Below are 24,591 nucleotides of genomic sequence, written 5' to 3'. Positions count from 1 at the left end.
CGCGCTCAGACCGATTGATAAATGGTGACCACGCATGCGCCGCCGAGGCCCACGTTGTGCGCGAGCGCGACCTTCGCTCCTTCGACCTGGCGCTCCCGCGCCGCGCCGCGCAATTGCTGCGTGAGTTCGTAACATTGCGCAAGACCGGTCGCGCCGAGCGGATGCCCCTTGGAGAGCAAGCCGCCCGAAGGATTGACGACCCACTTGCCGCCGTAGGTGTTGTCGCCGTCGTTGACGAGCTGTTCGCCCGCGCCTTCCTCGCAGAGGCCGAGGCCTTCGTACGTGAGCAACTCGTTCTGCGCGAAACAGTCGTGCAGCTCGATCACGTCGATGTCGCGCGGCCCCACGCCGGCTTGCTCGTACGCGCTGCGTGCCGCGGCTTGCGTCATCTCGAAGCCGACCACGCGGATCATGTCGCGCGCGTCATAGGTGCTTGGCGTGTCGGTGGTGAGCGCCTGGCCCGCGATGACGACGTCGGTGCGCAGCCCGTGCTTCTTTGCGAACGCCTCGGACACCACGAGCGCCGCCGCCGCGCCGCACGTGGGCGGGCAGGCCATCAGGCGCGTGAGCACGCCGTCCCAGAGCATGGGCGCGGCCATCACGTCTTCCGTCGACACGACGTTGCGGAACACGGCGAGCGGATTGCGCGCCGCATGCTGGCTTGCCTTGGCGCGGATCTTCGCGAAGGTTTCGAGCTTCGTGCCGTACTTCTTCATGTGCGCCATGCCGGCGCCCGCGAACTGGCGGATCGCGTTGCTCAGGCCTTCGGGGCGGCCCACGAGTTCGTCGGTCATGTCGAGCGCGCGCTCCAGCGCACTTGCGCGATCCGTCCACACCGACTTCAGCGCGCCCGGTCCCATGAACTCGAAACCCACCGCGAGCGCGCACTCGACGGCGCCGCTCTGCACGGCCTGGCGCGCGAGAAAGAGCGCCGACGAACCCGTTGCGCAGTTGTTGTTCACGTTGATGACGGGAATGCCCGTCATGCCCACGCGGTAGAGCGCTTTCTGCCCGCAGGTGGAATCGCCGTACACGTAACCCGCGTAGGCCTGCTGCACCTCGCGGTAGTCGAGGCCCGCGTCGTCGAGCGCCTGGCGGATGGCGGTCGCGCCCATCACGTCGTAGGTGTCGCTCGTGCCGGGCTTCTTGAACGGAATCATGCCGACGCCGGCGATGCATGCACTGCGTGTCATATCAGTACTCCTGATCAATAGCGAAACGATGAAGGTGCGGCGAGGCGCGTGGTATCAGAGCGTGCGCGAGATGAGGTCGCGCATGACCTCGCTGGTGCCGCCGTAGATGCGCGTGACGCGCGCGTCGGCGAACGCGCGGGCCACCGGGTATTCGAGCATGTAGCCGTAGCCGCCATGCAGTTGCACCATGTCGTCGAGCGCCTTGCCGAGCGCTTCCGTGGCGAACAGCTTGACCACGGCCGCTTCTTCGAGCGTGAGGCGGCGGCGCACGTGTTCGCCGAGATAGTGATCGACCATGAGCCGGACGGCGAGCGCCTGCGCCTTGATGTCGGCGAGCTTGAACCTGGTGTTCTGGAAGTCCCACACGGTCTGGTTGAACGCGCGGCGGTCCTTCACGTAGTTGAGCGTGTGTTCGAGACAGGCTTCGAGCTTCGCGGCGGCGCCCACGGCAATCGACAGGCGTTCCTGCGGCAGTTCGGCCATCAGATACGCAAAGCCTTTGCCTTCCTCGCCGAGCCGGTTCGACACCGGTACGCGCACGTTGTCGAAGAAGAGTTCCGACGTGTCCTGCGCATGCTGGCCCACCTTGTCGAGCTTGCGGCCGCGCCGGAAGCCCTCGCGGTCCGCCTCGACGACGATCAGGCTCACGCCCTTCGAACCCGCCGCCGGGTCGGTCTTGCAGACCATGATGATGAGGTCGGCGTTCAGGCCGTTGCTGATGAAGGTCTTGCTGCCGTTGATGACGTAGTCGTCGCCGTCGCGCAAGGCGGTGGTGCGCACGGCCTTGAGATCGCTGCCGGTGCCCGGTTCGGTCATGCCGATGGCGAGAATCGCTTCGCCCGAGCAGACCTTCGGCAGCCAGCGCTGCTTCTGTTCCTCGGTGCCGAGGCGCGCGAGGTAAGGCGCGATGATGTCCGAGTGCACCGAAAAGCCCAGGCCGCTCACGCCCGCGCGGTTGATCTCTTCGTTGAGCACGGCCGCGTGGCCGAAGTCGCCGCCGCCGCCGCCGTATTCGGTCGGCAGCGTGAGGCAGAGCAGGCCTTCGCGGCCGGCCTTGAGCCAGGTCTCGCGATCGACCTTGCCGGCCTTGTCCCATTCGGCTTGCTTCGGCACGCATTCCTTTTCGAGGAAGCGGCGCGCGCTGGTGCGCAGCATCTCGTGGTCGTCGCGAAAGACGGTGCGGTTGATTTGCATGACGGATTCCTGGCTGGAAACGGTGGGAAAAAGTAAGGGGCGCAATGAGCGCAACGAGCGTAATGAACGCGACGATCGATCAGCGTGCGCGAGCGATGTGCGGCGCGGGGTCGGGCTGGAACAGCAGGTCGACGAGCGGCGCACGCCGTGCGCGCGTGACGGCCTGATTGACGTAGCCCTTGTCGGCGATTTCGTTGGCATCCATCGAAGGCGGCTCCGCCATCAGCAGGAGGCGTTCGACGGCGAGGCTCGCGCCTCGCGCGTCGCTGGACGCGTACTGGCCGCGCAGCCGCTCGCTCAAGGCCGCGACCACGCGCGGATGCCGCGCGAGCGCGGCGGCGTCGAGGCCTTCGAGTTCGGGCGCGAGGCGCTGGCAGGCGGCAACGTTGGGCCACGCAAGCGCCGCGAGATAAGCGTGATCGTGGCCGCAGATCACGGCGTCGGTGACGAGCGGCGCGCAGTGTTCGAGCAGTGCGAGGCGGACCGCGCCGGTGCGCACCCACGTGCCGTTCGTGAGCTTGAAGTCCTCGACCACGCGGCCCGCGAACACCATGCCTTGCGCGGGATCGTCGGGATTGGCGAGGCGCACGGCGTCGCCGAGTTTGAAGAAGCCTTCGCTGTCGAACGCCGCCGCCGTGAGGTCGGGTTGCTTGATGTAGCCGCCGAACACGTTGGCGCCGCGCATGCGGATTTCGTAGCGTCCGTCGCTGCCTTCGAGCGGCACGAGCTTGACCTCCGAGCCCGGTACCGGCGTGCCGATGTTGCCGGGTGTGGCCGATTCCCAACTGCAATACGTGCCCATGCCGCTCGTTTCCGTGCAGGCGAGGCCGGTGAGAAACGCGATGCGCTGGCCGATCGTGCGCTGCGCCACGCGTTGGATGCGCTCCAGCACGTCGGTGGGCAAACTCGCGCCGCCGTAGCCGAAGAAGTGGGCCTTCGAGAACAGGCTCGCGGCGAGTTCGGTGTTGTGTTCGAGTTCGTCGGCGAGCACGGTCCACGCGGACGGCACGCTCGTGAAGATCGTGGGCGCGACTTCGCGCAGATTGCGCACCGTGCGCTCGATCATGCCGGGCACGGGGCGGCCATCGTCGATGTAATGCGTCGCGCCGAACTGCACCGAACGGCCCAGATTGAGCACGCCGCCCAGGCCGTGATGCCAGGGCAGCCAGTCGAGGAATACGGGTTCGGTATCGCTCAGGAACGTGAAGTTGTCGGCGAAATACGCGGCCACGGCCTTGAGGTTGCCGAACGTGAGCGGCACGCCTTTGGGCACGCCGGTCGAGCCCGAGGTGAAGAGCACGCGCGCGGTGCTCGCCGGCGTGATGTTGGCGCGGGCGGCGGCGATGGCGGCGCGGCGCGCGGGCGTGAGTTCGGTCGCGGCCAGCGTGGCCCAGTCGCGATACCGCGCGTGTTGGTGCTCTTTCGCCCCGTGCACGGCGATTACCGGCGCGTTGCCGTGTCCTGTTGCGGAAAGTGCGTCGAGCGCGCGCTCGAACGTTTTCGCATCCTGCACGAACACGGCGGCGGGCGGCACGCTTTCCGCGACGGCCTTCAGGCGCGCAAAGTCCTTGCTGAGCATCGCGTAGGCGGGCGAGACGGGTGCAGCGGGCACGCCCACGTATTCGGCGGCGAGCAGCAGCACGGCCTGCTCGATCGAATTGCCCGAAAGCAGCATGAGCGGATGCGTTTGATCCAGGCCCAGTTCGAGCAGCGCCGCGCCCACCGACTGCACCTGCTGCCACAACTCGCGCCAGCTGACGCCGCGCCATGCGCCGTGGCTGTCGCGCTGGCGAAACGCGGGCGTCTCGCCGCGCGTGCGCGCCCAGGCTTCTATGAAGTCGGCGAAACTCGCCTGAGCGATGGCAGGCGGCGGATAGGCCGAGCGAAGGATCAGGCTGCCGTCGTGACGCCGCTCGACGAGCGTGCGGCGCTGCGGCATGCGAACCGGGCGCACCGGATGGATCGCGTCCCCCGGCGAGGGGCGGGCCGTGAGCGTAGTCATGACGCCGTGTCTCCTGAACGTTTGCGTGCGACCGCTTCGCGATGAGAACGGCGAGCGGGGCACTACGTTGATTGTGTCGGAGCGCCGCGCCGTGGGGATGGCCGAGCGGACGCGATCTCCTTGAAACCCAGCATAGCGGCCGGCGTGACGCGCGACACCACCCGAAGCGGGTAGCGCGCCCGCGCGCCCCGTTTCAGGCGTCGATGCCGAGGTCGCGCACGCGCGCGACGGCCTCGTCGCGGCTCGATACGCCGAGCTTGCCGTAGATGTTCTTGAGGTGCCACTTGACGGTCTCGGGCGAGATGCCGAGCGTGCGCGCGATCTTCTTGTTGGGCAGCGCCTGGGCGAGCAGGCTCACGACCCGCGTCTCGCGTTCGCTGAGTGCCTCGGTGGCGCTGGCGGCCGCGCCGCGCTCGAGCGCTTTTTCCTTCGGCATGCTGACGATTGCCGCGGCGTCGCGCGCGGCGCGCAGGCGGTCGACGTAGAACGCGAGCACGGCGTCGGCGGATTCGCGGCGCGCGACGGCTTCGGCGAACTCGATCACGTTCGTCGCAAAGCCCGCGTCGGCGTCGAGCACGCTGCGCACGAGGCCGAGCCGATGCCCGAGGCGCAGGCCCGCGAGCGCGGCCTGCTGCGCGGCATCCGCGCGGTTGCGGTGATGGTCGACGAGCGCCGCCTGCAGGCGTAACTGCACAACGTGATGCTGCCAGCCGCGCTCCGCGCACAACGCGACGAGCGCGGGCAGACGCAGCGCCGCGCCCTCGTAGTCTTCGTGCGCGACGCACCAGCTCACGTGCGCGCGTTCGGCGAGCGCGTGCACGTCGTGCCACGCGTCGGGGCGCGTGGGGCGCAGGCGCGCGGCTTTGGCGTCGAGTCGCGCGAGATCGGCTTCGGCCGCGTCGAACTGGCCGCATTGCAGATGGCGCTGCACCTGCGCGGCGAGACTGTGCGCGAGCAAACGCGGCAAGCCGTGGCGGCTCGCGTAGTCTTCGAGCCGTTCGAGGCACGCGAATGCATCGAGCCGATGGCCCTGCGCCCAGTGCGCCGCCGAGAGCACCGTATGCACGCGCAGCACCGAGTCGGGAATCGACACGCGTTCCAGGACGTCGACGCGATCTTCGAGCAGACGCCGCGCGCCCGCGCAATCGTTGAACTCGTAGAGCGCCTCGCCGAGCAGCGCCGCCGCGAGGCAGGCGGCTTCGGCGGCGCTGCTGCCGCGCTGGTCGGCTTCGGCGAGGACTTCGCGGCTGATGCGCTCGACTTGCAGGAATTCGCCCTCGAGCGCGTAGCTGTAGCCAACGAGGCAGCGGCCGTTCAGCACGCCCGCCGAGGTGCCCATGAGCGGCGCGCCGCCGATCAGCGGCCGCGTGCCGTCGTGCTGGATCGCGCGCGCGTGGTCGTATTCGCCGCGCCGCATGTAAAGCCACGAGAGCAGGTTGTTGCGTGCGCCGATCGCGATGCTGTCGGCGTCGGCGGGCGCGGCGAGCAGTTGCGGGAGCGAGGCCATCGCGCTGTCGGCGTGGTCGCGTTGCGCGTCGACGGCGGCGCGCAGCAGCGTGAGCCGGTAGCGCTCGCGCGTGTCGCGGGCGGGAATGTCGGCGTCGAGTCGCGCGATGGTTGCGGCGCACGCGTCGAAGTCGCGCGCATAGAGTTCGAGTTGCAAACGCCACAGGCGTAAGCCGATGCGCGCCTCGATCTCCGCTTGCGGCAGCAGATGCAGCAGCGCGACGAGCTTGCGCAGATCGCCCGCCACCTGCAGATCGCGCGCCACGGCGAGCACGAGGTCGGCGGCCGCGGCGGCTTCGCCAGCGTGCAACGCGTGGCGCACGGCTTCCTCGGGGAGATCGTGATCGCGGAACCAGCACCATGCGGCGTGATGCACGGCGCGCTGCACGGTTTCGCTGCGCGCGCGAAAGCGTTCGCGCAAGGTTTCGCGAAAGAGCGGATTGAGCCGATACCACGTGGCGTTGCCGACGCGCTCGATCTGCGCGATGAAGAGGTTGTCGGTTTCGAGGCGCGCGAGCAGCGCGAGTACGTCGCCGGCGGGATGCTCGTCGCCGACGAGCGCGACGCACAGCGACGAGCACAGCCGCGCGCATGCCGAGGTGCGCACGAGCAGTTCGACTTCGCTCGGCGTGAGTCGCGAGAGCACGGCGCGCTCGAAGTAGTCGCCGAACGCGCGTGCATCGTGAAGTTGAGCGCGCGTGAGCGGATCGGCGAGGTCGTTCGCCTCGGCTGCGCGAGGCGTGTCGGATGCACTTTTGCGCCGCTTCAGATGCAGGGCGAACAGTTGCAAGCCGGCGACCCAGCCGTCGGTGAGCTCGTGCATGTCGCGCGCGTCGCGCTCGCTCACGTCGCCGAGTTGCGCGCGCAGGTAATCGGCGGATTCGGCGAACGTGAAGCGCAGATCGCGCATGCCGAGTTCGAGCACGAGGTCCTGATCGCGCAGGCGGCCGAACGAAAACGGCGTGGCGCCGCGCGAGACCAGGACGAGATGCAAACCCGGCGGCGCGTAGTCGATCAGCCATTGCAGCGCGCGATGGCTGCGCGGATTCGTGAGGTGATCGAGATCGTCGATGACGAGCGCGAGCTCGCCGGAGCGGCTCGCGATGGCGCGCACGAGCGCGATCACGGTGCGCTCGACGGCTTCGTCGTCCACGCCGCGGCCGCCGAACAACGCGGCTTCGCGGCAGATGGCCGGATCGACTTGCGCGAGGCTCGCGACGAGACCGCCCACGAAGCTCGCGAGGTCGTCGTCTTCGGGCGCGAGCGTGAGCCACGCGAGATCGAAGCCGAGCGGCAGCAGCGCTTCGCGCCACGCGACGAGCGCCGCGGTCTTGCCGCAGCCGGCCGGCCCCTGAATGACGATGCAGCGCTTGCGGCGCGCCTCGAGCAACTGGGCGACGAGACGCTCGCGCGCCACGATGCGGGTTTTGCTGCGCGGCGCCATCACCCGGGACGACGCGCCGGTGACGGAACCAGAGGGGGCGGACCAGCGTTGCGACATGTTCGCGTGCGCCTCGCAGACGAGGCGCCGCCTTCGCCGCGTGCGCCCGGGAGTGAAACGGGGATCGGGCGATTGTAGCGCGCGGGCCGGCGTGCAGCCGCGGCAAAGCGGAGCGCGAAGCGGGAAGGGAGGTCAGGCATGACGAGCGGCTTGAGCATGAAGGCGCCGGCGGTTTCGCTCACGGTTTTATTTCGAGACCACTGTTTGCACTAGGAATGGCACCCAACAAGCGATAGGCGCGATATCGAGATGATGATTTGACGCGCGGCCGGCGTCCCCACCCCGCGCGGGTGGCAAACGCGCCACGGCGGCTGTCTTGCGCTCGATCAACCCTTGTGGCTCAAGGCCGGTCGGGGTAATCCCGCTCCCACTCCGTTCGGGTAGGTCTCGGTCTGCACGGTCCTGCAACACTGCGCCGCATGTGCCTGTCAGTGCTGGCTGGCGCCGGTGGAGTCGTATCCGGGCCGCTCGTGCCACGGGCGGCAATCAAGAACGAGGAGACGTGCATGCGGTTTATCAGAACGAGCCTCAGCGCGGCGGCGCTGGCGCTGATGGCGGGCGGCGCAGCGGCGCAGTCGAGCGTGACGCTGTATGGCGTGGTCGACGTATTCGGTCAGTATCTGCACAACGGCGGGCGTACCAATTCGTTTTCCGAACGAAGCGGCGGCAACACCGGGTCGATGTTCGGCCTGAAGGGCTCCGAAGATCTCGGCAATGGCCTGAAAGCGGTGTTCGACGTGGAGACGGGTTTCAACGTCAACAACGGCGCGTTGTTCGCCGACACGACGGCGCTCTTCTATCGTCAGGCGTGGGTCGGGCTCGCGCACGAGAAGTACGGCACGCTCACGTTCGGGCGGCAGTATCAGCCGACCTTCTGGATCGTGTATCCGACCGATCCGTTTCGCGGCAACGAAGTGCTTTCGCCGCTCTCGGCCTCGCTGCTGGCCGTCGATCACAACACGCTCGCCACGCAATACGTGACGGGCCGCACCAGCAACTCGGTGATGTACCGCTCGCCGAATCTTGCCGGCTTCCAGCTGTACGCGATGTATGCGTTCGCGGCCACGGTCACGCAGCCGGTGCCGCAGACCTCGGGCAACACGCTCGACCTCGGTCTCTCGTATTCGGGCTATGGCCTCTATGCGGGTCTCGCGTATCAATACCAGCATCCGGGCACGGCGCGGATTTCGGTGCTGCCCGCCGCGCTCAATCTGCTCGGCACGGAGCACTACACGGGCGCGCTGGGCTATCGCATCGGCATCGTCAATTTGCAGTTCAACTACGGCTATAACAAGCCGCACGATGCCGCCGCGGGCTCGATGGCCGCACTGATCGGCGCGGGCAAGTCGTACAGCGTGATGGAACTGGGCGCGACGATCCAGGCCACACCCGCCGACACGATCGAGATCGCCGGCTTCCAGCGCAACGTGCGCGGCGCGCACGACAACACGCCGGGCGTGCAGATCGGCGTCGATCACAGCATCTCGAAGCGCACGGCGTTCTACGCGCGCGCGGGCTACATGAAGAACAACGGCACCGCGACGATGAGCTGGCCGGGCGTTTCGGTCACGGCCCCCGACACGAAGCAGGTGCTGGCCGTGGTCGGCATGACGCACCGGTTCTGAGCTCGCGCACGCGATGGCTTCACTACATGACAAGGAGAACGCGATGACTCTCGTTCGATGCGGCCAGGCGCTTGCCGTGGCCATGCTGTTGGCGGTTTCGGTTTCGGTCCGGGCGCAGGATGCGGCTTCGGGGGCGTCGCCCCTGAGCGCGGCAGCGAGCGCCACGGCGGGCACTACAACGGGCACCACGAAGGGCGCCACGCCCGCTTCTTCGCGGGCCGCCGACCGCGCGCTGCGCCGCCGCGTGCTCAACGCGCTCGCGAAGGCCAAGGGGCTGCGCGCGGCCGGCATCACCGTGCGCGCGACCAACGGCGCCGTGATCCTCGAAGGCGGTGTGCCCGAGGAGGCGCAGATCGAGCAGGCGGCCACGGTGGCGAAGGGCGTGCAGGGCGTGACCTCGGTGACGAATACGCTGATGCTGTCCACGTTCTGACGCGCGGTTCGCCAAGCGAAAAAGCCCGCGTTCGAGCGGGCTTTTTTCATGTCGATGATTCTTACGCCGGTGGCCTACATCGTCACCGACTTGCACTCGAGAAATTCCAGCAAGCCTTCCACGCCGTACTCGCGCCCGTTGCCCGAGGTCTTGTAGCCGCCGAACGGCACGGTCACGTCGAGCATCGCGCCGTTGATGCGCACCGAACCCACACGCAAGCGCGCCGCGATCCGGCGCGCGCGTTCCATGTCGTTCGTGGCGATATAGCCCGCGAGCCCGTAGACGCTGTCGTTGGCGATGCGCACGGCGTCGTCTTCGTCTTCGTAGGGGATGAGCGCGAGCACCGGACCGAAGATTTCCTCGCGGGCGATTTGCATGTCGTTGTGCACGTCGGCGAAGATCGTCGGCCGCGCGAAGAAGCCGCGTTCGAGTCCGGCGGGGCGCCCCAATCCGCCCGCCGCCACGCGCGCGCCTTCCGCCATGCCGGTTTCGATCAGGCGCTGGACCTTCTCGTATTGCGCGCGATTCGAGATCGGCCCCATGCGCGTGGCGGGGTCGAGCGGATCGCCCACGGGAATCGCGTTCGCGGCCGCCGCCGCGATCGACACCGCTTCCTCGTAACGCGCGCGCGGCACGAGCATGCGCGTGGGCGCGATACAGGTCTGCCCCGAGTTGGCCATGCATTGGGCCACGCCGCTCGCGACGGCCGTTTGCAGATCGGCGTCGTCGAGCACGATCAGCGCCGACTTGCCGCCGAGTTCCTGCGCGACGCGCTTGACCGTGGGCGCGGCCGCGAGCGCCACCTCGACGCCCGCGCGCGTCGAACCCGTGATCGATACCATGTCGACGTCGGGATGCGAGGCGAGCCGCGCGCCGACCACCGCGCCGGCGCCGAACACCATGTTGAACACGCCCGCGGGCGTGCCGGCTTCGTGCAGGATTTCCGCGAAGATCACGGCGTCGAACGGCGCGATTTCCGAGGGCTTGAGCACGACGGTGCAGCCCGCCGCGAGCGCGGGCGCGACCTTCGCCACGATCTGGTTCAGCGGCCAGTTCCAGGGCGTGATGAGCGCCGCCACGCCGATCGCTTCGCGGCGCACATGACTCTTGCCGTGCGTGGTCTCGAAGGCGAAGTCGCGCAGCGTGGCGAGGTTGGCGCGCAGATGCGCGAGGCCGATGGGCGCCTGGAGCGCATTGCACAGCGCCACGGGCGCGCCGATCTCGCGGCGCACCGCGTCGGCGATTTCGGGCAGGCGGCGCTGATAGATCGCGGCGATGCGTTCGAGCAGCGCGAGGCGCGTTTCGCGGCTCGACCCGGACCATGCGGGAAAAGCGGCGCGCGCCGCCGCGACGGCGCGATCGGCGTCGGCTTCGCTGCCCATCGCGAGCGTGCCGGTGCGCGCCTCGCTAACAGGATCGACGATCTCGAACGCGGTGGCGTTCGCACCGGGCGCGATCCATTGGCCATCGACATAAAAGCGGTTCAGCGTGGTCATGCGGTGTCTCCTCGATCGTGATGGTGGCGGGTGTGGCGTGCTCAAACCGGCCGTTCGCCGATCACGGTCGCGCGCATCATCTGGCGCACGGCGGGGAAATAGTCCTGCACGGCGTAGTGTTGGCAAGATCGGTTGTCCCAGAGCGCGATCGTGTTCGGCTGCCACTTGAGGCGCACCTGGTACTCGGGCACCTGCGCCTGGCGGAACAGCGTTTGCAGCAGGTCCATTTCCGCGAGCTTGAAGTCGAAGCCCACGCGGTAGCGCTCGACGGTCTGCTGGCCGTAATTCGCGAGATGCGTGGTGAACGCCTCGTTCACATAGAGGATTTTTTCGCCGGTTTCGGGGTGCGTGCGCACGACCGGGTGCGTCACGGGCGGGAAGCGCCGCTTCATCTCGGCATGCTGGTCGGTGGGCACGACAATGCCGAAGAGCGGCAGGAAATCGTGCACGGCCGTGAGCCCGGCAAGGCGCGTCTTGATGTCGTCGGGCAGGTCCTCGTACGCCGCCACCATGTCGATCCAGATCGTGTCGCCGCCGACCTCGGGGCACTGCACGCAACGCAGCATCGAGCCCATCGACGGGATCTCGCGCCACGACACGTCGGAGTGGTAGAGGTTCTCGCGGCCGCGCTTCGCGTCGTTGCGACCCAGGATGACGAGTTCCGGGTGTTCGGGGTGATGCGGAAACGTGGGATGGACCTCGAGTTCGCCGAAGCGCCGCGCCATGGCCACATGCTGCGCGGGCGTGATGTCCTGATCGCGGAAGAACAGCACCTTGTAGCGCAGCAGCGCGCGGCGCAGGGCGAGGTAGGTGGCGTCGTCGAGCGGTTCGCGCAGATCGATGCCGCCGATCTCCGCGCCGATGCGAGGCGTGTGGCGCGTGAGCGTGAAGGGCCAGGCGTCGGGCGCGTGGGCTGCCGTCTCGCTGACGGCGCTAAGGGGAGCTTGCATGTCGTCTCCGTGAGTTGAGATCGGGTTAACGGGATGGTTCATCGACGGGATGGGGGCAGGCCGTGTGTCGGCGCGATGCCCACGGCGCGCCGGATCGAGCGAGGCCGTTCAGCGCAGGGTCGCGCGCGTGCCCACCGAGACCGGCGCGGCGGCCGCCTCGAGCGTGCGCAAGGAGCGCTCGGGGTGCAGCCAGCGCAGCGCGGCGAGCGCCGCCACGATCAGCAACGCGCCCGTCACGCCGATACCGGTTTCGTAGGCATGCGCGCCCGTGGCCGCGTAGGTCTGCACGAGGCGCCCGATCACGGCGGGGCCGATGGCGGCGCCGAGACTCGCCACGGCCGTGTTGCTGGCGACGATCGAGCCGCGCTGCGCGAGCGGCACCATTTCGGCGAGCATCGCGGGCCCGATCGACAGGCAGAACGTGCAGAGCGCGCCCGCGACCGCATAGCAGAGCACCTTCTGCACGGGCGTGAGATCGAGTGTGGCGAGCGCGATGAAGAGCAGCGCGCCGGCGATCATCGTGAAACTCGTGAGGCGCGCGCGCGCGTCGCGCGTGGACGCACCGCGCCGGAGCATGCGCTGCGAAAGCGCGCTCAAGCCGATGTTGACGGGCGCCGCGAACGCGATGACGAGCGCGAACCAGCGGCCCGACGCCACGCTCGTAAAGCCGAGGCCTTTTTCGAGGTAGGTGGGCAGCCACGTGATGGTCTGGCCGAGCAGCCAATACGCGACGAAGCCGAGCAGGAAGACCGAGACGACCGAGGCGTCGGTAAGGATGCGGCGGTAGGGTAGCCGCGCGGCGTGAGTCGATACCTGGTTAGCGCTGGTGTTGAGCGCGGCGCGGCGCGTGTCGTCGAGCGCGCCTTCGCGGCCGAACGCGATCCACAGCACGCACCAGAGCGCGCCCACGGCCGCGAGCACGAGGAAATTGACGCGCCAGCCCCAGCGCTGCGTGATGGCGGGAATCGCGAGACCGGCGAGCATGAGCCCGAGCACGGCGCCCTGATTCATGACCGCGACGGGCAGATTGCGCTTGCGGTCGGGAAACCACTTGAAGAGCGCGTGCACGGAGGTGGGAAAGGCCGGACCTTCGGCGGCGCCGAGTATCACGCGGCACGCGAACAAGGCGACGACGCTCGTCGTCCAGGCTTGCGGCAATTGCAGGACGGACCAGCTCGCGCCCATTGCCAGCAGAATCCAGCGCGTGTCGACGCGATTCGCGAGGAAGCCCACGAGGATCGTCGAAATCGAGAACAGCCAGAAGAAGCTGCCCGCGATGAAGCCGAAGCGCGCGGGCGAAAGACCGAGGTCGGCCATGAGCGGCACGGCCACCATGCCAAGCACGATCTTGTCGAGGAAATTGATCGTGGAAAGTGCCGTGAGCAGGATCGCGATGGACCAGGCGGACTTCGGCTGATAAGTCGTTGGAGCGGACATGGGCGTTTCTCGTGATATCGGCGCAAGCGTGCTGGGGCAGGCGAAGTCGGACGATCTGGTCGATGACGGGAGGCGGGACACCGCGGGCGTCGCGTCAGTGCGGCGAGATCGCGAATGCGGCAGTGGCGGGAGCGGCAGGAATGGCGGTGCACGGCGCGTGCATGGGATGTCTCCTTGTCCGCGCGGAGCGAGCCGAGGCGGATCGTGTGTGATCTGATGCTACGGTAGGAGAGGGGCGAGGCCGGGCAACCACCCAGGGCGGGTAGGGCAGGGAAATCCTGAGGCGGGTGGGGGCGTTGTGGCGTTGGGTGGGATCGAGGCGAATCGCCGGTTCGCATCTCGCGCCGCAAAGCAAAGGCCTCGTTGCTTTCGCAACGAGGCCTTTTATTCTTCGGTGTTTGTCGTTACCAACACCAGGAATTCTGGTGGGTGGTACAGGGATTGAACCTGTGACCCCTGCCGTGTGAAGGCAGTGCTCTACCGCTGAGCTAACCACCCGAAGAGATTCAGATTATGCCGGGCATTTTCGATCTTGTAAAGCCCCTTTAAGCAATTTATTCAGCGGCGGCGATCGCTTCGGCCGCGACCGGCTCCGTGCGCCACACCGAAGTCCCCTTCACGGCCTTGTCGAGACCGTCGAGCACGGCGCTGTGCGCGGCGAGTTCGTCGTCGTTCGCGAGAATCACGGGCAACTCGATCGAGTCGAGCTTCACGCGCGGCGCAGCCACGGAGCCCGCTTGCGCCGACTCGCCCAGCATGTCGATGACGAGGCTCTCCTGGCCACGCGTCATCGCCAGATAGACTTCCGCGAGCAGTTCCGAGTCGAGCAGGGCGCCGTGCAGCGTGCGGTGCGCGTTGCTGATGCCGAAGCGGTCGCACAGCGCGTCGAGCGAATTGCGCTTGCCGGGGAAAATCTGCTTGGCCTGCACGAGCGTGTCGATCACCTCGCCGCAGTGCGTCTTGAAGTTGGGCTTGCCGAGCAGCGCGAGTTCGGCGTCGAGAAAGCCGATGTCGAATGGCGCGTTGTGGATGATGATGTCCGCGCCGCTGATGAAGTCGAGGATCTCGCCCGCGACTTCGGCGAACTTCGGTTTGTCGGCGAGAAACTCGGTCGTGAGGCCGTGCACCGCGAGCGCGCCGGGATCGCTGTCGCGTTCCGGGTTCACGTAGAAGTGCAGGTTGTTGCCGGTCAGGCGGCGGTTCACGAGTTCGACGCAGCCGATTTCGATGATGCGGTCGCCGGTGCGGGCGTTCAGGCCGGTTGTTTCGGTATCGAGAATGATCTGGCGCATGTCGGGTATCGCGAGTTCGTGCGGGTTACGCGGGAATGGAGGCTAAGGCGGCGAACAAAAAACGCCTGGCGTTCAGAGTTCGGCGAGTGTGGCGACGCCGCGGTTCGCGAGCGCGTCGGCGCGCTCGTTCTCCGGATGGCCGGCGTGGCCTTTCACCCAGCGCCACTCCACCTCGTGTTGCGCGACGGCGGCGTCGAGGCGCTTCCACAGGTCGTCGTTCTTGACCGGCGTTTTCGCTGCCGTCATCCAGTTCTTCTTCTTCCAGCCGTGAATCCACTCGCTGATGCCTTTCTGCACGTATTGCGAGTCGGTGTGCACGATCACCTTGCACGGTCGTTTGAGCGCGTCGAGCGCGGCGATCACCGCCATCAGCTCCATGCGGTTGTTGGTCGTGTTGGCTTCGCCGCCAAACAGTTCCTTTTCCTGGGCGCCGAAGCGCAGCAGCGCGCCCCAGCCGCCGGGGCCGGGATTGCCCTTGCAGGCGCCGTCGGTGAAGATTTCGACGAAGTCGGGTGAGCTCATGAGTCCTTGTTGCGTGTGGGTGAGGGCGTGGTGGCGGCCGCCTTGAGACTTGGCGCCAGCACGGCCTTCTTGACCTTGCGCGGTCCGATCAGACGCATGCCGCGCACGCGTTTGATCGCCGTGACCATATAAATCGCGCCGAAAATGGGCCACCAGCGATCGCCCGCGGCTTCCATGAAGCCATAGCGGCCGAGCCACTGGTCGGTGGCGAGCGGCGGACGATAGCAGCCGAAGCGCCCGCGCTCAAGCTCGAAACCGAGCAGCTTGATCCAGTCTTTCAACCGGGTAAAGGCGATCAGGTCCTGGCTGGCGGGCAGGAACGGATGGCCGGTGAGTTTTGCGACCGATTGTCGCGCGCCCCAGAGCGATAGCGAGTTGAAGCCGACGATCAGCAATTGACCCTCGGGCATCAGCACGCGTTCCGCTTCGCGCAGCAGCCGATGCGGATCGCTCGTGAATTCGAGCGTGTGCGGCATCACGATCAGGTCGACGCTCTGTGCCTCGAAGGGCAGGTCGAGCAGATCGCACCAGACCGTGCTGCGCCCGGCTGGCGCGTGCAGCGCCGGGCCGCCGCTCGCGGCGTGAAAACCGTTCGCGCGCTCGTGCGCGAGCCCGGCCGCCGTGCCGTTGAAGGCGCCGTTCATGCCATGGGCGTGCGTGCCCGGCACGCTGTAAGGCGCGCTGGCCGCGCTGGCGGCGTCGAGCACGAGCCCGCGGCACGGCATGCGGTTCTCGCGCAGCGCGTCGAGTTGCGGCAGGCCGAGCTGGAGCGCATGGTAGCCGAACACGTTCGACACCACGCGGTCGAGTTGTTCCTGCTCCCAGTCGAGCACGTACCTTCCAGCCGGCGAGGCCGTCCAGGCGGGCCAGTCTATAATCGTTCGGTCAGACATGTCGAAGAGTTCGTCGCCCCATGAAGAGTCCGCTTGAGTACGCATCTTCCTGCGAATACGTACCGGTTCCGGCTTTTGAAGACAATTACATCTGGGTCGTGTCGGACGGCCGCAATGCCGTGGCGGTCGACCCGGGCGACGCCGCGCCGGTGCGCGCCTATCTGGCGAAACGCGGCTGGCGGCTCAGCGCTATTTTACTCACCCATCATCACAACGACCACGTCGGCGGTGTGGCGGAGTTGCTCGCCGGCGAGCGCGTGCCTGTCTACGGGCCGGCCGGCGAGGCGCTCGGCTCGCTCGATCCGTACGTCACGCGCGTGCACGGCGGCCAGTCGGTGCATCTGAAAGCGCCCGCGCTCGATTTTTCCGTGCTCGACGTGCCCGGCCATACGCGCGGCCATATTGCGTACTTCCAGGAGGCCGACCCGCACGGCACGCCGCATCTTTTTTGCGGCGACACGCTGTTCGCCTGCGGCTGCGGTCGGCTCTTCGAGGGCACGCCCACGCAGATGCTGACCTCGCTCGACGGGCTCGCGGCGCTGCCCGGCAACACGCAGGTGCACTGCGCGCACGAATATACGTTGTCGAACATCCGGTTTGCGCTCGCGTGCGACCCCGAAAATTCCGCGTTGCAAGACTGGAGCCGCGACGCCGCCGCGCTGCGCGAGCAAGGTTTGCCCACACTTCCCACCACCATTGCGCATGAGCGCGCCGTCAATCCTTTCCTGCGCGCCGGTGATGCGGCCGTCCAGGCGGCGCTCACCGAAGCGCTGCACGAATCGGTGCCGGATCGGCTTGCGGCCTTCACGCTCATGCGCGAGTGGAAAAATCGTTTCCGCTAACCCGTACGCACGCAAGGGGATGCTCAAGGCAAAAGTATGGAATCGCGGCCAAGCTGCGGATTTGCATGGGTTTTTTTCCAATAATTCCGATTGACGTAAGTTGGCGCGTTCCGTACTATCGGCTGCAAATTCCAGCCATGCGGAAGTAGATTTTCATGCGATTCATATTAAGTGCGCTGCTGGTCCTCATGCTTGCCGCCTGTGCGAGCGAGGGCCCCAACGCGAGTAACTCAGCCAATTCCCTAACGCCCGCAGCACAGGCGAACGCTCAGGCCAACGCCGACCTCATCCGCAAGACCTCCGCAGCGAAGGAAACCATCAACGTCGACCAAAGCTCGGTCGACCAGCTCACGAGTCCCGACGCCGACCTCTGGGCGCGCATTCGTCGCGGCTTCCAGATGCCGGATCTGCAAAGCGATCTCGTCGACATGAACGCGAACTGGTACGCGCAGCGTCCCGACTACGTCGCACGCATGACCGAACGCTCGCAGAAGTACCTCTATCACATCGTCGAAGAGCTCGAGGCGCGTCATATGCCCACCGAGCTGGCGCTGCTGCCCTTTATCGAGTCGGCGTACAACCCGCAGGCGCTGTCGGTCGCGAAGGCCGCCGGCATGTGGCAGTTCGTGCCGGGCACGGGCAAAACCTACAACCTCAAGCAGAACATGTGGCAGGACGAGCGCCGCGACGTGCTGGCGTCCACCAGCGCCGCGCTCGACTACCTCTCGCGTCTGCATGACATGTTCGGCGACTGGTATCTCGCGCTCGCGGCCTACAACTGGGGCGAGGGTAACGTGCAGCGCGCCATCGCGCGCAACGAGGCGGCGGGGCTGCCCACGGATTACCAGAGCCTGCGCATGCCCAACGAGACGCGCAACTACGTGCCGAAGCTCCAGGCCGTCAAGAACATCGTGATGAACCCGCAGCAATACGGGCTCTCGCTGCCGTCCATTCCGAACCACCCGTATTTCGTCACGGTCACCACCTCGCACGACATCGACGTGGACGTGGCGGCCAAGCTCGCGAACATGACGACCGACGAGTTCCGCTCGCTCAATCCGTCGTTCAAGAAGCCGGTCATCCTGGGCGCGACGGATCCGCAAATCCTGCTGCCGTTCGATAACGCGAGCGCGTTCGAGCGCAATCTCAAGTCGTATTCGGGCCAGCTTTCGTCGTGGACCGTCTACACGACCGACTCGCGCGCCACGCCCGCGGCCATCGCCCAGAAGATCGGCGTGGATGCGGACACCTTGATGTCGGTGAACAAGATTCCGGCCGGCATGCGCCTGAAGCCGGGTTCGACGCTCGTGGTGCCGCGCACCGACGACAACGACGACGAGGACATCAGCGCCGACGTGGCGGAGAGCGCCGTGCTGGCCATGGAGCCGGACGTGCCCGACACGCGCAAGATGCTGATTCGCGTGCGCCGCAAGCAGTCCATGGAACTGGTCGCGAGCCGTTATGGCGTCTCGCTCGGTCAGTTGAAAGCCTGGAACAAGACGCGCCGCGACCTCGTCACGCCGGGTCAGGTTTTGGTGCTGCACGTGCCGGTGAACAAGGTCATGCCCGCGGAGCCGGGTCCCGAGCGTCTGGCAACGAACGTTTCTGGCGGTGGTGTGCAGCGAATTGGCACCCGGATTGCAGACACGGGGCCGAAGTCGCGCTACGATAAGAAGCACGGTCGCGCGCGCACCGAAGTGGTCAAGGTTTCCGAACCGGTCAAGGCCAAGGCTTCCAGCGCAGCGCCCAGCAAGGCGTCGAAGGGTACGGCGAGCCGCCCGAAGGCCGAAACCCACGCGCAGAAGCACAAATCCAGATAGCGGCTGACGAAGGGTGCTCACCTCATGCGTTGCGGGGGCAGCGCATGTTGATTTCGCTCCGATCACTTTTCTTCTTGACGCCGTCACCCCGCCAGGTGGCGGCGTTTTCGTTGGTGCGGCGGTTTTGTCGAAGGTTTTCCAGCGGGTCTTGCCGTCACGCAGCGGCCGCCTAAAAGGGCCGCCTAAAAGGGCCGGATAAACGCGTGACATTTCGGGATAAGTCGTCCGCGTCGTCCTGAAATTTGAAGGAAAGGTGACTTTCGCGCTATAATTTCAAGGTTTGAGCTTATCAACCCGCACCCTAGCGCCTACCTCCCCCATCCGTTCATCCGCCGCCCGCACTTGTCGTCAATCTGGCCGGCTGCCGCCCGAATTCGCGTCACAAACGCGCACTCGTGGCCAGGCGCCTGAAGCTGAAATGCAGAGCCAACCGCACGAACAAGTCGCGTAAGAGCGAGCCGCGCGCGCATCCCGTCCTTTCCGGGCGACGATGCCGACGCCGCAGCCGCTCTCAGGTCGCAAGATCGCAACGTCGGACAACAGGTCGGCACAGGGTGCTCCCCCAAGGAGTCTCCCGTGTTGCCGTTATTCTCTCCCGCTCTGCTCGCGCTCGCCGACGGCACGGTCTTTCGTGGTTACTCGATTGGCGCGCCGGGTCATACGATCGGTGAAGTCGTGTTCAACACGGCCATCACCGGTTATCAGGAAATCCTGACCGACCCGAGCTACGCTCGCCAGATCGTCACCCTCACGTATCCGCATATCGGCAATGTCGGCGTCAATGCCGAAGACGTCGAAGCCACGAAAGTCCATGCCGCCGGTCTGATCATCCGCGACCTGCCCGCGCTCGCCTCGAACTTCCGCATGGAGCGCACGCTCGGCCAGTATCTCCAGGACGAAGGCGTGGTCGCCATCGCCGGTATCGACACGCGCAAGCTCACGCGTATCCTGCGCGACAAGGGCGCGCAGAACGGCGCGATCCTCGCCGGCTCCGACGACGAAGCCAAAGCCATCGAACTCGCGCGCTCGTTCCCGGGTCTCGCGGGCATGGACCTGGCCAAGGTCGTGTCGACGGAAAAAACCTACTCGTGGAACACCACCGAATGGCGTCTGGGCGAAGGCTATCGCACGCAGTCGGCGCCTAAGTACAAGGTCGTTGCGTTCGACTACGGCGTGAAGCAGAACATCCTGCGCATGCTCGCCGAGCGCGGCTGCGAAGTGACGGTGTTGCCGGCGCAGGCGAGCGCGGAAGACGCGCTCGCGCTGAACCCGGACGGCGTGTTCCTCTCGAACGGTCCCGGCGACCCGGAACCGTGCGATTACGCGATCAAGGCGGCCAAGGCGTTCATCGAGCGCGGCATCCCGACGTTCGGCATCTGCCTCGGTCACCAGATCATGGGCCTCGCGGTCGGTGCGAAGACGCTCAAGATGAAGACGGGCCACCACGGCGCGAACCATCCGGTCAAGGATCTGGCCGACGGCCGCGTGGTCATCACGTCGCAAAACCACGGCTTCGCCGTGGACGCCGCCACGCTGCCCGCGAATGCGCGCGTCACGCACGTTTCGCTGTTCGACGGCACGCTGCAAGGCTTCGAGCTGATCGACAAGCCCGCGTTCTGCTTCCAGGGTCACCCGGAAGCGTCGCCGGGCCCGCAGGATATCGGCTATCTGTTCGATCGCTTCACGGCGTTGATGGACAAGGCGAAGGCCGCGTAAGCGCCGCCTGCAAGGAACGCGCGGCAAGAGCAGAGCAGGGGCGCAGCGAGCCGGAGCACAACCCGGCCCACGCGCGCACCCGGGCGGCGAGCCAGAACATCGGCACGCCGTCAGACGTAAAGACACAGGAATATTTAGCGAGAGCGTTATGCCCAAGCGGACAGACATCAAGAGCATTCTCATTATCGGCGCGGGTCCGATCATCATCGGCCAGGCGTGCGAGTTCGATTATTCGGGCGCGCAGGCGTGCAAGGCGCTGCGTGAAGAAGGCTACAAGGTCATCCTCGTCAACAGCAATCCGGCGACGATCATGACCGACCCGAACACGGCCGACGTGACCTACATCGAGCCGATCACGTGGGAAGTGGTGGAGCGCATCATCGAGAAGGAGCGCCCGGACGCGATCCTGCCGACGATGGGCGGCCAGACCGCGCTGAACTGCGCGCTCGACCTGCACCACCATGGCGTGCTGACGAAGTACAACGTCGAACTGATCGGCGCTTCGCCGGAAGCCATCGACAAGGCCGAGGACCGCCAGAAGTTCAAGGACGCGATGACCAAGATCGGTCTCGGTTCGGCGAAGTCGGGCGTCGCGCATTCGATGGAAGAAGCGCTCAAGGTGCAAGGCGAGATCGCCGAATTCACCGGCACGGGCGGCTATCCGGTCGTGATCCGTCCGTCGTTCACGCTCGGCGGCTCGGGCGGCGGCATCGCGTACAACCGCGAAGAATTCGAAGAGATCTGCAAGCGCGGTCTCGATCTGTCGCCCACGCGCGAACTGCTGATCGAAGAGTCGCTGCTCGGCTGGAAGGAATACGAGATGGAAGTGGTTCGCGACAAGGCGGACAACTGCATCATCGTGTGCTCGATCGAAAACCTGGACCCGATGGGCATCCACACCGGCGACTCGATCACGGTCGCGCCGGCGCAAACGCTCACGGACAAGGAATACCAGATCCTGCGCGACGCTTCGCTGGCGGTGCTGCGCGAAATCGGCGTGGACACGGGCGGTTCGAACGTGCAGTTCTCGATCGACCCGCAAACGGGTCGCATGATCGTGATCGAAATGAACCCGCGCGTGTCGCGTTCGTCGGCGCTGGCGTCGAAGGCCACGGGCTTCCCGATCGCCAAGGTCGCGGCCAAGCTGGCCGTGGGCTACACGCTCGACGAGCTGAAGAACGAAATCACGGGCGGCGCCACGCCGGCCTCGTTCGAGCCGACCATCGACTACGTCGTCACCAAGATTCCGCGTTTCGCGTTCGAGAAGTTCCGCGAAGCCGATTCGCGCCTCACGACGCAGATGAAGTCGGTGGGCGAAGTGATGGCGATCGGCCGCACGTTCCAGGAATCGTTCCAGAAGGCGCTGCGCGGTCTGGAAGTGGGCGTCGACGGTCTGGACGAGAAGACCACGAGCCGCGACGAGATCATCCGCGAGATCGGCGAAGCCGGTCCGGACCGCATCTGGTACGTGGGCGACGCATTCCGCGTGGGCATGACGCGCGAAGAGATCTTCGAAGAAACCGCGATCGACCCGTGGTTCCTCGCGCAGATCGAGGAAATCATCAAGAAGGAAGAGGCCTGCAAGGGCCGCACGCTCGAAAGCCTTTCGAAGGACGAGCTGCGCTACCTCAAGCAGAGCGGTTTCTCGGATCGCCGTCTGGCGAAGCTGCTCGGCAGCACGCAGACTGACGTGCGCAAGCGCCGTATCGAGCTGAACGTGCGCCCGGTCTACAAGCGCGTGGACACCTGCGCGGCCGAGTTCGCCACGAAGACCGCCTATATGTACTCGACCTACGAGGAAGAGTGCGAAGCGAACCCGACCACCAACAAGAAGATCATGGTGCTGGGCGGCGGCCCGAACCGGATCGGCCAGGGTATCGAGTTCGACTACTGCTGCGTGCACGCCGCGCTCGCCATGCGCGAAGACGGCTATGAAACGATCATGGTCAACTGCAACCCGGAAACCGTTTCGACCGACTACGACACGTCCGACCGCCTGTACTTCGAGTCGCTGACGCTCGAAGACGTGCTCGAAATCGTCGACCTGGAAAAGCCGGTTGGCGTGATCGTGCAGTACGGCGGTCAGACGCCGCTGAAGCTCGCGCTGGATCTGGAGGCGAACGGCGTGCCCATCGTCGGTACGTCGCCGGACATGATCGACGCGGCCGAAGACCGCGAACGCTTCCAGAAGCTGCTGCAGGACCTGAACCTGCGCCAGCCGCCGAACCGCACCGCGCGCGCCGAAGACGAAGCACTCAAGCTCGCCGACGAAATCGGCTATCCGCTGGTCGTGCGTCCGTCGTACGTGCTGGGCGGCCGCGCCATGGAAATCGTCCACGAGCCGCGCGACCTCGAACGCTACATGCGCGAGGCCGTGAAGGTGTCGAACGACTCGCCGGTGCTGCTCGACCGCTTCCTGAACGACGCGATCGAATGTGACGTGGACTGCATTTCGGATGGCACGGACGTGTTCATCGGCGGCGTGATGGAGCACATCGAACAGGCGGGCGTGCACTCGGGCGACTCGGCTTGCTCGCTGCCGCCGTACTCGCTCTCGCAGGAAACGATCGCCGAACTCAAGCGTCAGACGGCCGCCATGGCCAAGGCGCTGAACGTGGTCGGCCTGATGAACGTGCAGTTCGCGATCCAGCAGGTGCCGCAGGACGATGGCTCGAAGAAGGACGTCATTTACGTGCTGGAAGTGAATCCGCGCGCGTCGCGCACGGTGCCGTACGTCTCGAAGGCAACCAGCCTGCCGCTCGCGAAAATCGCGGCGCGCGCGATGGTCGGCCAGAAGCTGGCGGAGCAGGGCGTGACGAAGGAAGTGATTCCGCCGTACTTCAGCGTGAAGGAAGCGGTGTTCCCGTTCATCAAGTTCCCGGCGGTCGACCCGGTGCTCGGACCCGAAATGCGTTCGACCGGCGAAGTCATGGGCGTGGGCAAGACCTTCGGTGAAGCGCTGTTCAAGTCGCAGCTCGCGGCCGGTTCGCGTCTGCCGGAATCGGGCACGGTGTTCATCACGGTGATGGATTCGGACAAGCCGAAGGCCGTCGAAGTCGCGCGCATGCTGCACGAACTCGGTTACGCGCTGGTCGCCACGCGCGGCACCGCCGCCGCGATCGAAGCGGCCGGCGTGCCGGTCAAGGTCGTCAACAAGGTGAAGGACGGCCGTCCGCACATTGTCGACATGATCAAGAACGGCGAGATTTCGCTGGTCTTCACGACCGTCGACGAAACCCGCGCGGCGATCGCCGATTCGCGCTCGATCCGCATGAGCGCACAGGCGAACAAGGTCACGTACTACACCACGATGTCGGGCGCGCGCGCGGCCGTCGAGGGCCTGCGTTACCTGAAGAACCTGGAAGTCTATGATTTACAAGGCCTCCATGCTCGCCTAAACTAAGGCTTCCATCGTCTGTCTAATTTGTCACGAGACAGGCTGACTAGCTGAATGTGCCGCGGTTAAGCGGCGTTCCAACAGGGTTTCGAGGCTGCGCTCGCATAGCGCGGCCGCCTTGGCGGAATGCACTTAACCGCGGTGATTTTTTTTGGCCGCCCTGATTGTCATGGCGGCCCAAAAGTCCCACGCTGGACCGAATCAGGGTCCAAACGGGGCATTAACCGGTTACACGAGTTGTTTATGAGCACGATTCCCTTGACCAAGCGCGGTGCGGAGCAGCTTCGCGGAGAACTGCAACACCTGAAGTCCGTCGAGCGTCCGGCGGTCATCAATTCGATCGCCGAAGCGCGCGCGCAGGGCGATCTCTCGGAAAACGCGGAATACGATGCCGCGAAGGAAAAGCAGGGCTTTATCGAAGGCCGTATCGCCGAAATCGAGTCGAAGCTCGCCGCCGCGCAGGTGATCGACCCGTCCACGCTGGAAGCCGACGGCCGCATCGTGTTCGGTTCCACCATCGATCTCGAAGACCTCGAGTCGGGCAAGACCGTCACGTACCAGATCGTCGGCGACGACGAAGCCGATCTCGAGCACGGCCTGATCTCGGTCAGCTCGCCCATCGCGCGCGCGCTGATCGGCAAGTCGGAAGGCGACGTCGCCGAGGTGCAGGCACCGGGCGGCGTGCGCGAGTACGAGGTCATCGAGGTTCGCTACGTCTAAGGGGCGGCGCACGTGAGTTCCGTCACTTCCACGGGTGCCGCACTGCCGGTTT

The 24,591-nt window shown here is 66.2% G+C and carries 17 protein-coding genes and 1 tRNA gene; 7 read left to right on the top strand and 11 right to left on the bottom strand.

Going from position 1 to position 24,591, the window contains the following annotated elements:
• Positions 1 to 5 precede the first annotated feature (5 nt).
• The 4 genes from FAZ98_RS09140 to FAZ98_RS09125 all read right to left on the bottom strand — a co-directional run bounded on the left by FAZ98_RS09140 (position 6) and on the right by FAZ98_RS09125 (position 7,396).
• Entirely contained in the window at positions 6 to 1,193 is a 1,188-nt protein-coding gene (locus FAZ98_RS09140; RefSeq protein WP_158950830.1) for a lipid-transfer protein, read from the bottom strand.
• Between the two features lie 54 nt (positions 1,194 to 1,247).
• Positions 1,248 to 2,387 (bottom strand): acyl-CoA dehydrogenase family protein, encoded by a 1,140-nt coding sequence (locus FAZ98_RS09135; protein ID WP_158950828.1) that lies wholly within the window; start codon positions 2,385 to 2,387, stop codon positions 1,248 to 1,250.
• Positions 2,388 to 2,466: 79 nt separating this feature from the next.
• On the bottom strand, positions 2,467 to 4,389 hold the full coding sequence (locus FAZ98_RS09130) for a feruloyl-CoA synthase (RefSeq protein ID WP_158950826.1): 1,923 nt from the start codon (positions 4,387 to 4,389) through the stop codon (positions 2,467 to 2,469).
• Between the two features lie 193 nt (positions 4,390 to 4,582).
• Positions 4,583 to 7,396 (bottom strand): helix-turn-helix transcriptional regulator, encoded by a 2,814-nt coding sequence (locus FAZ98_RS09125; protein WP_158950824.1) that lies wholly within the window; start codon positions 7,394 to 7,396, stop codon positions 4,583 to 4,585.
• 506 nt (positions 7,397 to 7,902) lie between these two features.
• Here FAZ98_RS09125 and FAZ98_RS09120 point away from each other — a divergent pair.
• Positions 7,903 to 9,021 carry a porin gene (locus FAZ98_RS09120; RefSeq protein ID WP_158950822.1) on the top strand — a complete coding sequence of 373 codons (1,119 nt, stop codon included), beginning with the start codon at positions 7,903 to 7,905 and terminating at the stop codon, positions 9,019 to 9,021.
• Between the two features lie 43 nt (positions 9,022 to 9,064).
• Positions 9,065 to 9,454: a BON domain-containing protein gene (locus tag FAZ98_RS09115; RefSeq protein ID WP_233272590.1), complete on the top strand. Its 390-nt coding sequence runs from the start codon at positions 9,065 to 9,067 to the stop codon at positions 9,452 to 9,454.
• A 74-nt stretch (positions 9,455 to 9,528) separates the two neighbouring features.
• Here the strand turns inward: FAZ98_RS09115 and FAZ98_RS09110 are convergent, their stop codons facing one another.
• The 7 genes from FAZ98_RS09110 to FAZ98_RS09080 all read right to left on the bottom strand — a co-directional run bounded on the left by FAZ98_RS09110 (position 9,529) and on the right by FAZ98_RS09080 (position 16,044).
• Positions 9,529 to 10,950: an aldehyde dehydrogenase family protein gene (locus tag FAZ98_RS09110; protein WP_158950820.1), complete on the bottom strand. Its 1,422-nt coding sequence runs from the start codon at positions 10,948 to 10,950 to the stop codon at positions 9,529 to 9,531.
• Between the two features lie 41 nt (positions 10,951 to 10,991).
• Complete coding sequence (locus FAZ98_RS09105; RefSeq protein ID WP_158950818.1) at positions 10,992 to 11,900, bottom strand: TauD/TfdA dioxygenase family protein; 909 nt, start codon at positions 11,898 to 11,900, stop codon at positions 10,992 to 10,994.
• Between the two features lie 108 nt (positions 11,901 to 12,008).
• Positions 12,009 to 13,337: an MFS transporter gene (locus FAZ98_RS09100; RefSeq protein ID WP_158950816.1), complete on the bottom strand. Its 1,329-nt coding sequence runs from the start codon at positions 13,335 to 13,337 to the stop codon at positions 12,009 to 12,011.
• 423 nt (positions 13,338 to 13,760) lie between these two features.
• Positions 13,761 to 13,835: transfer RNA gene (locus FAZ98_RS09095), tRNA-Val, on the bottom strand.
• Positions 13,836 to 13,891: 56 nt separating this feature from the next.
• A complete protein-coding gene (gene dnaQ, locus FAZ98_RS09090) occupies positions 13,892 to 14,629 on the bottom strand; it encodes a DNA polymerase III subunit epsilon (RefSeq protein ID WP_158950814.1) in 738 nt (245 codons plus the stop codon).
• 72 nt (positions 14,630 to 14,701) lie between these two features.
• Positions 14,702 to 15,151, bottom strand: coding sequence for a ribonuclease HI (gene rnhA, locus FAZ98_RS09085; protein WP_158950812.1), 450 nt, complete (start codon positions 15,149 to 15,151; stop codon positions 14,702 to 14,704).
• Positions 15,148 to 16,044, bottom strand: coding sequence for a class I SAM-dependent methyltransferase (locus FAZ98_RS09080; protein ID WP_158950810.1), 897 nt, complete (start codon positions 16,042 to 16,044; stop codon positions 15,148 to 15,150). The genes rnhA and FAZ98_RS09080 overlap by 4 nt, the downstream gene beginning before the upstream one ends.
• A gap of 20 nt (positions 16,045 to 16,064) precedes the next feature.
• On the opposite strand from FAZ98_RS09080, the gene gloB reads away from it, so the two are divergent.
• The 5 genes from gloB (at position 16,065) to greA (ending at position 24,539) form a co-directional block, all read left to right on the top strand.
• The gene (gloB, locus tag FAZ98_RS09075; protein ID WP_158950808.1) at positions 16,065 to 16,886 is read left to right on the top strand and encodes a hydroxyacylglutathione hydrolase; all 822 of its coding nucleotides are present in this window, start codon (positions 16,065 to 16,067) and stop codon (positions 16,884 to 16,886) included.
• Between the two features lie 155 nt (positions 16,887 to 17,041).
• Complete coding sequence (locus FAZ98_RS09070) at positions 17,042 to 18,706, top strand: transglycosylase SLT domain-containing protein (RefSeq protein WP_158950806.1); 1,665 nt, start codon at positions 17,042 to 17,044, stop codon at positions 18,704 to 18,706.
• Positions 18,707 to 19,282: 576 nt separating this feature from the next.
• A complete protein-coding gene (gene carA, locus FAZ98_RS09065) occupies positions 19,283 to 20,422 on the top strand; it encodes a glutamine-hydrolyzing carbamoyl-phosphate synthase small subunit (RefSeq protein WP_158950803.1) in 1,140 nt (379 codons plus the stop codon).
• Between the two features lie 148 nt (positions 20,423 to 20,570).
• Positions 20,571 to 23,825: a carbamoyl-phosphate synthase large subunit gene (gene carB, locus FAZ98_RS09060; protein WP_158950801.1), complete on the top strand. Its 3,255-nt coding sequence runs from the start codon at positions 20,571 to 20,573 to the stop codon at positions 23,823 to 23,825.
• Positions 23,826 to 24,062: 237 nt separating this feature from the next.
• Complete coding sequence (gene greA / locus FAZ98_RS09055) at positions 24,063 to 24,539, top strand: transcription elongation factor GreA (protein ID WP_158950799.1); 477 nt, start codon at positions 24,063 to 24,065, stop codon at positions 24,537 to 24,539.
• Positions 24,540 to 24,591 lie beyond the last annotated feature (52 nt).

Origin of the sequence: Paraburkholderia acidisoli, from assembly GCF_009789675.1 — a bacterium.
GTDB classification, from domain to species: Bacteria; Pseudomonadota; Gammaproteobacteria; order Burkholderiales; family Burkholderiaceae; genus Paraburkholderia; species Paraburkholderia acidisoli.
The sequence above is the reverse complement of the archived record's forward strand: the minus strand, read 5'-3'. Positions and strand labels throughout refer to the sequence as shown.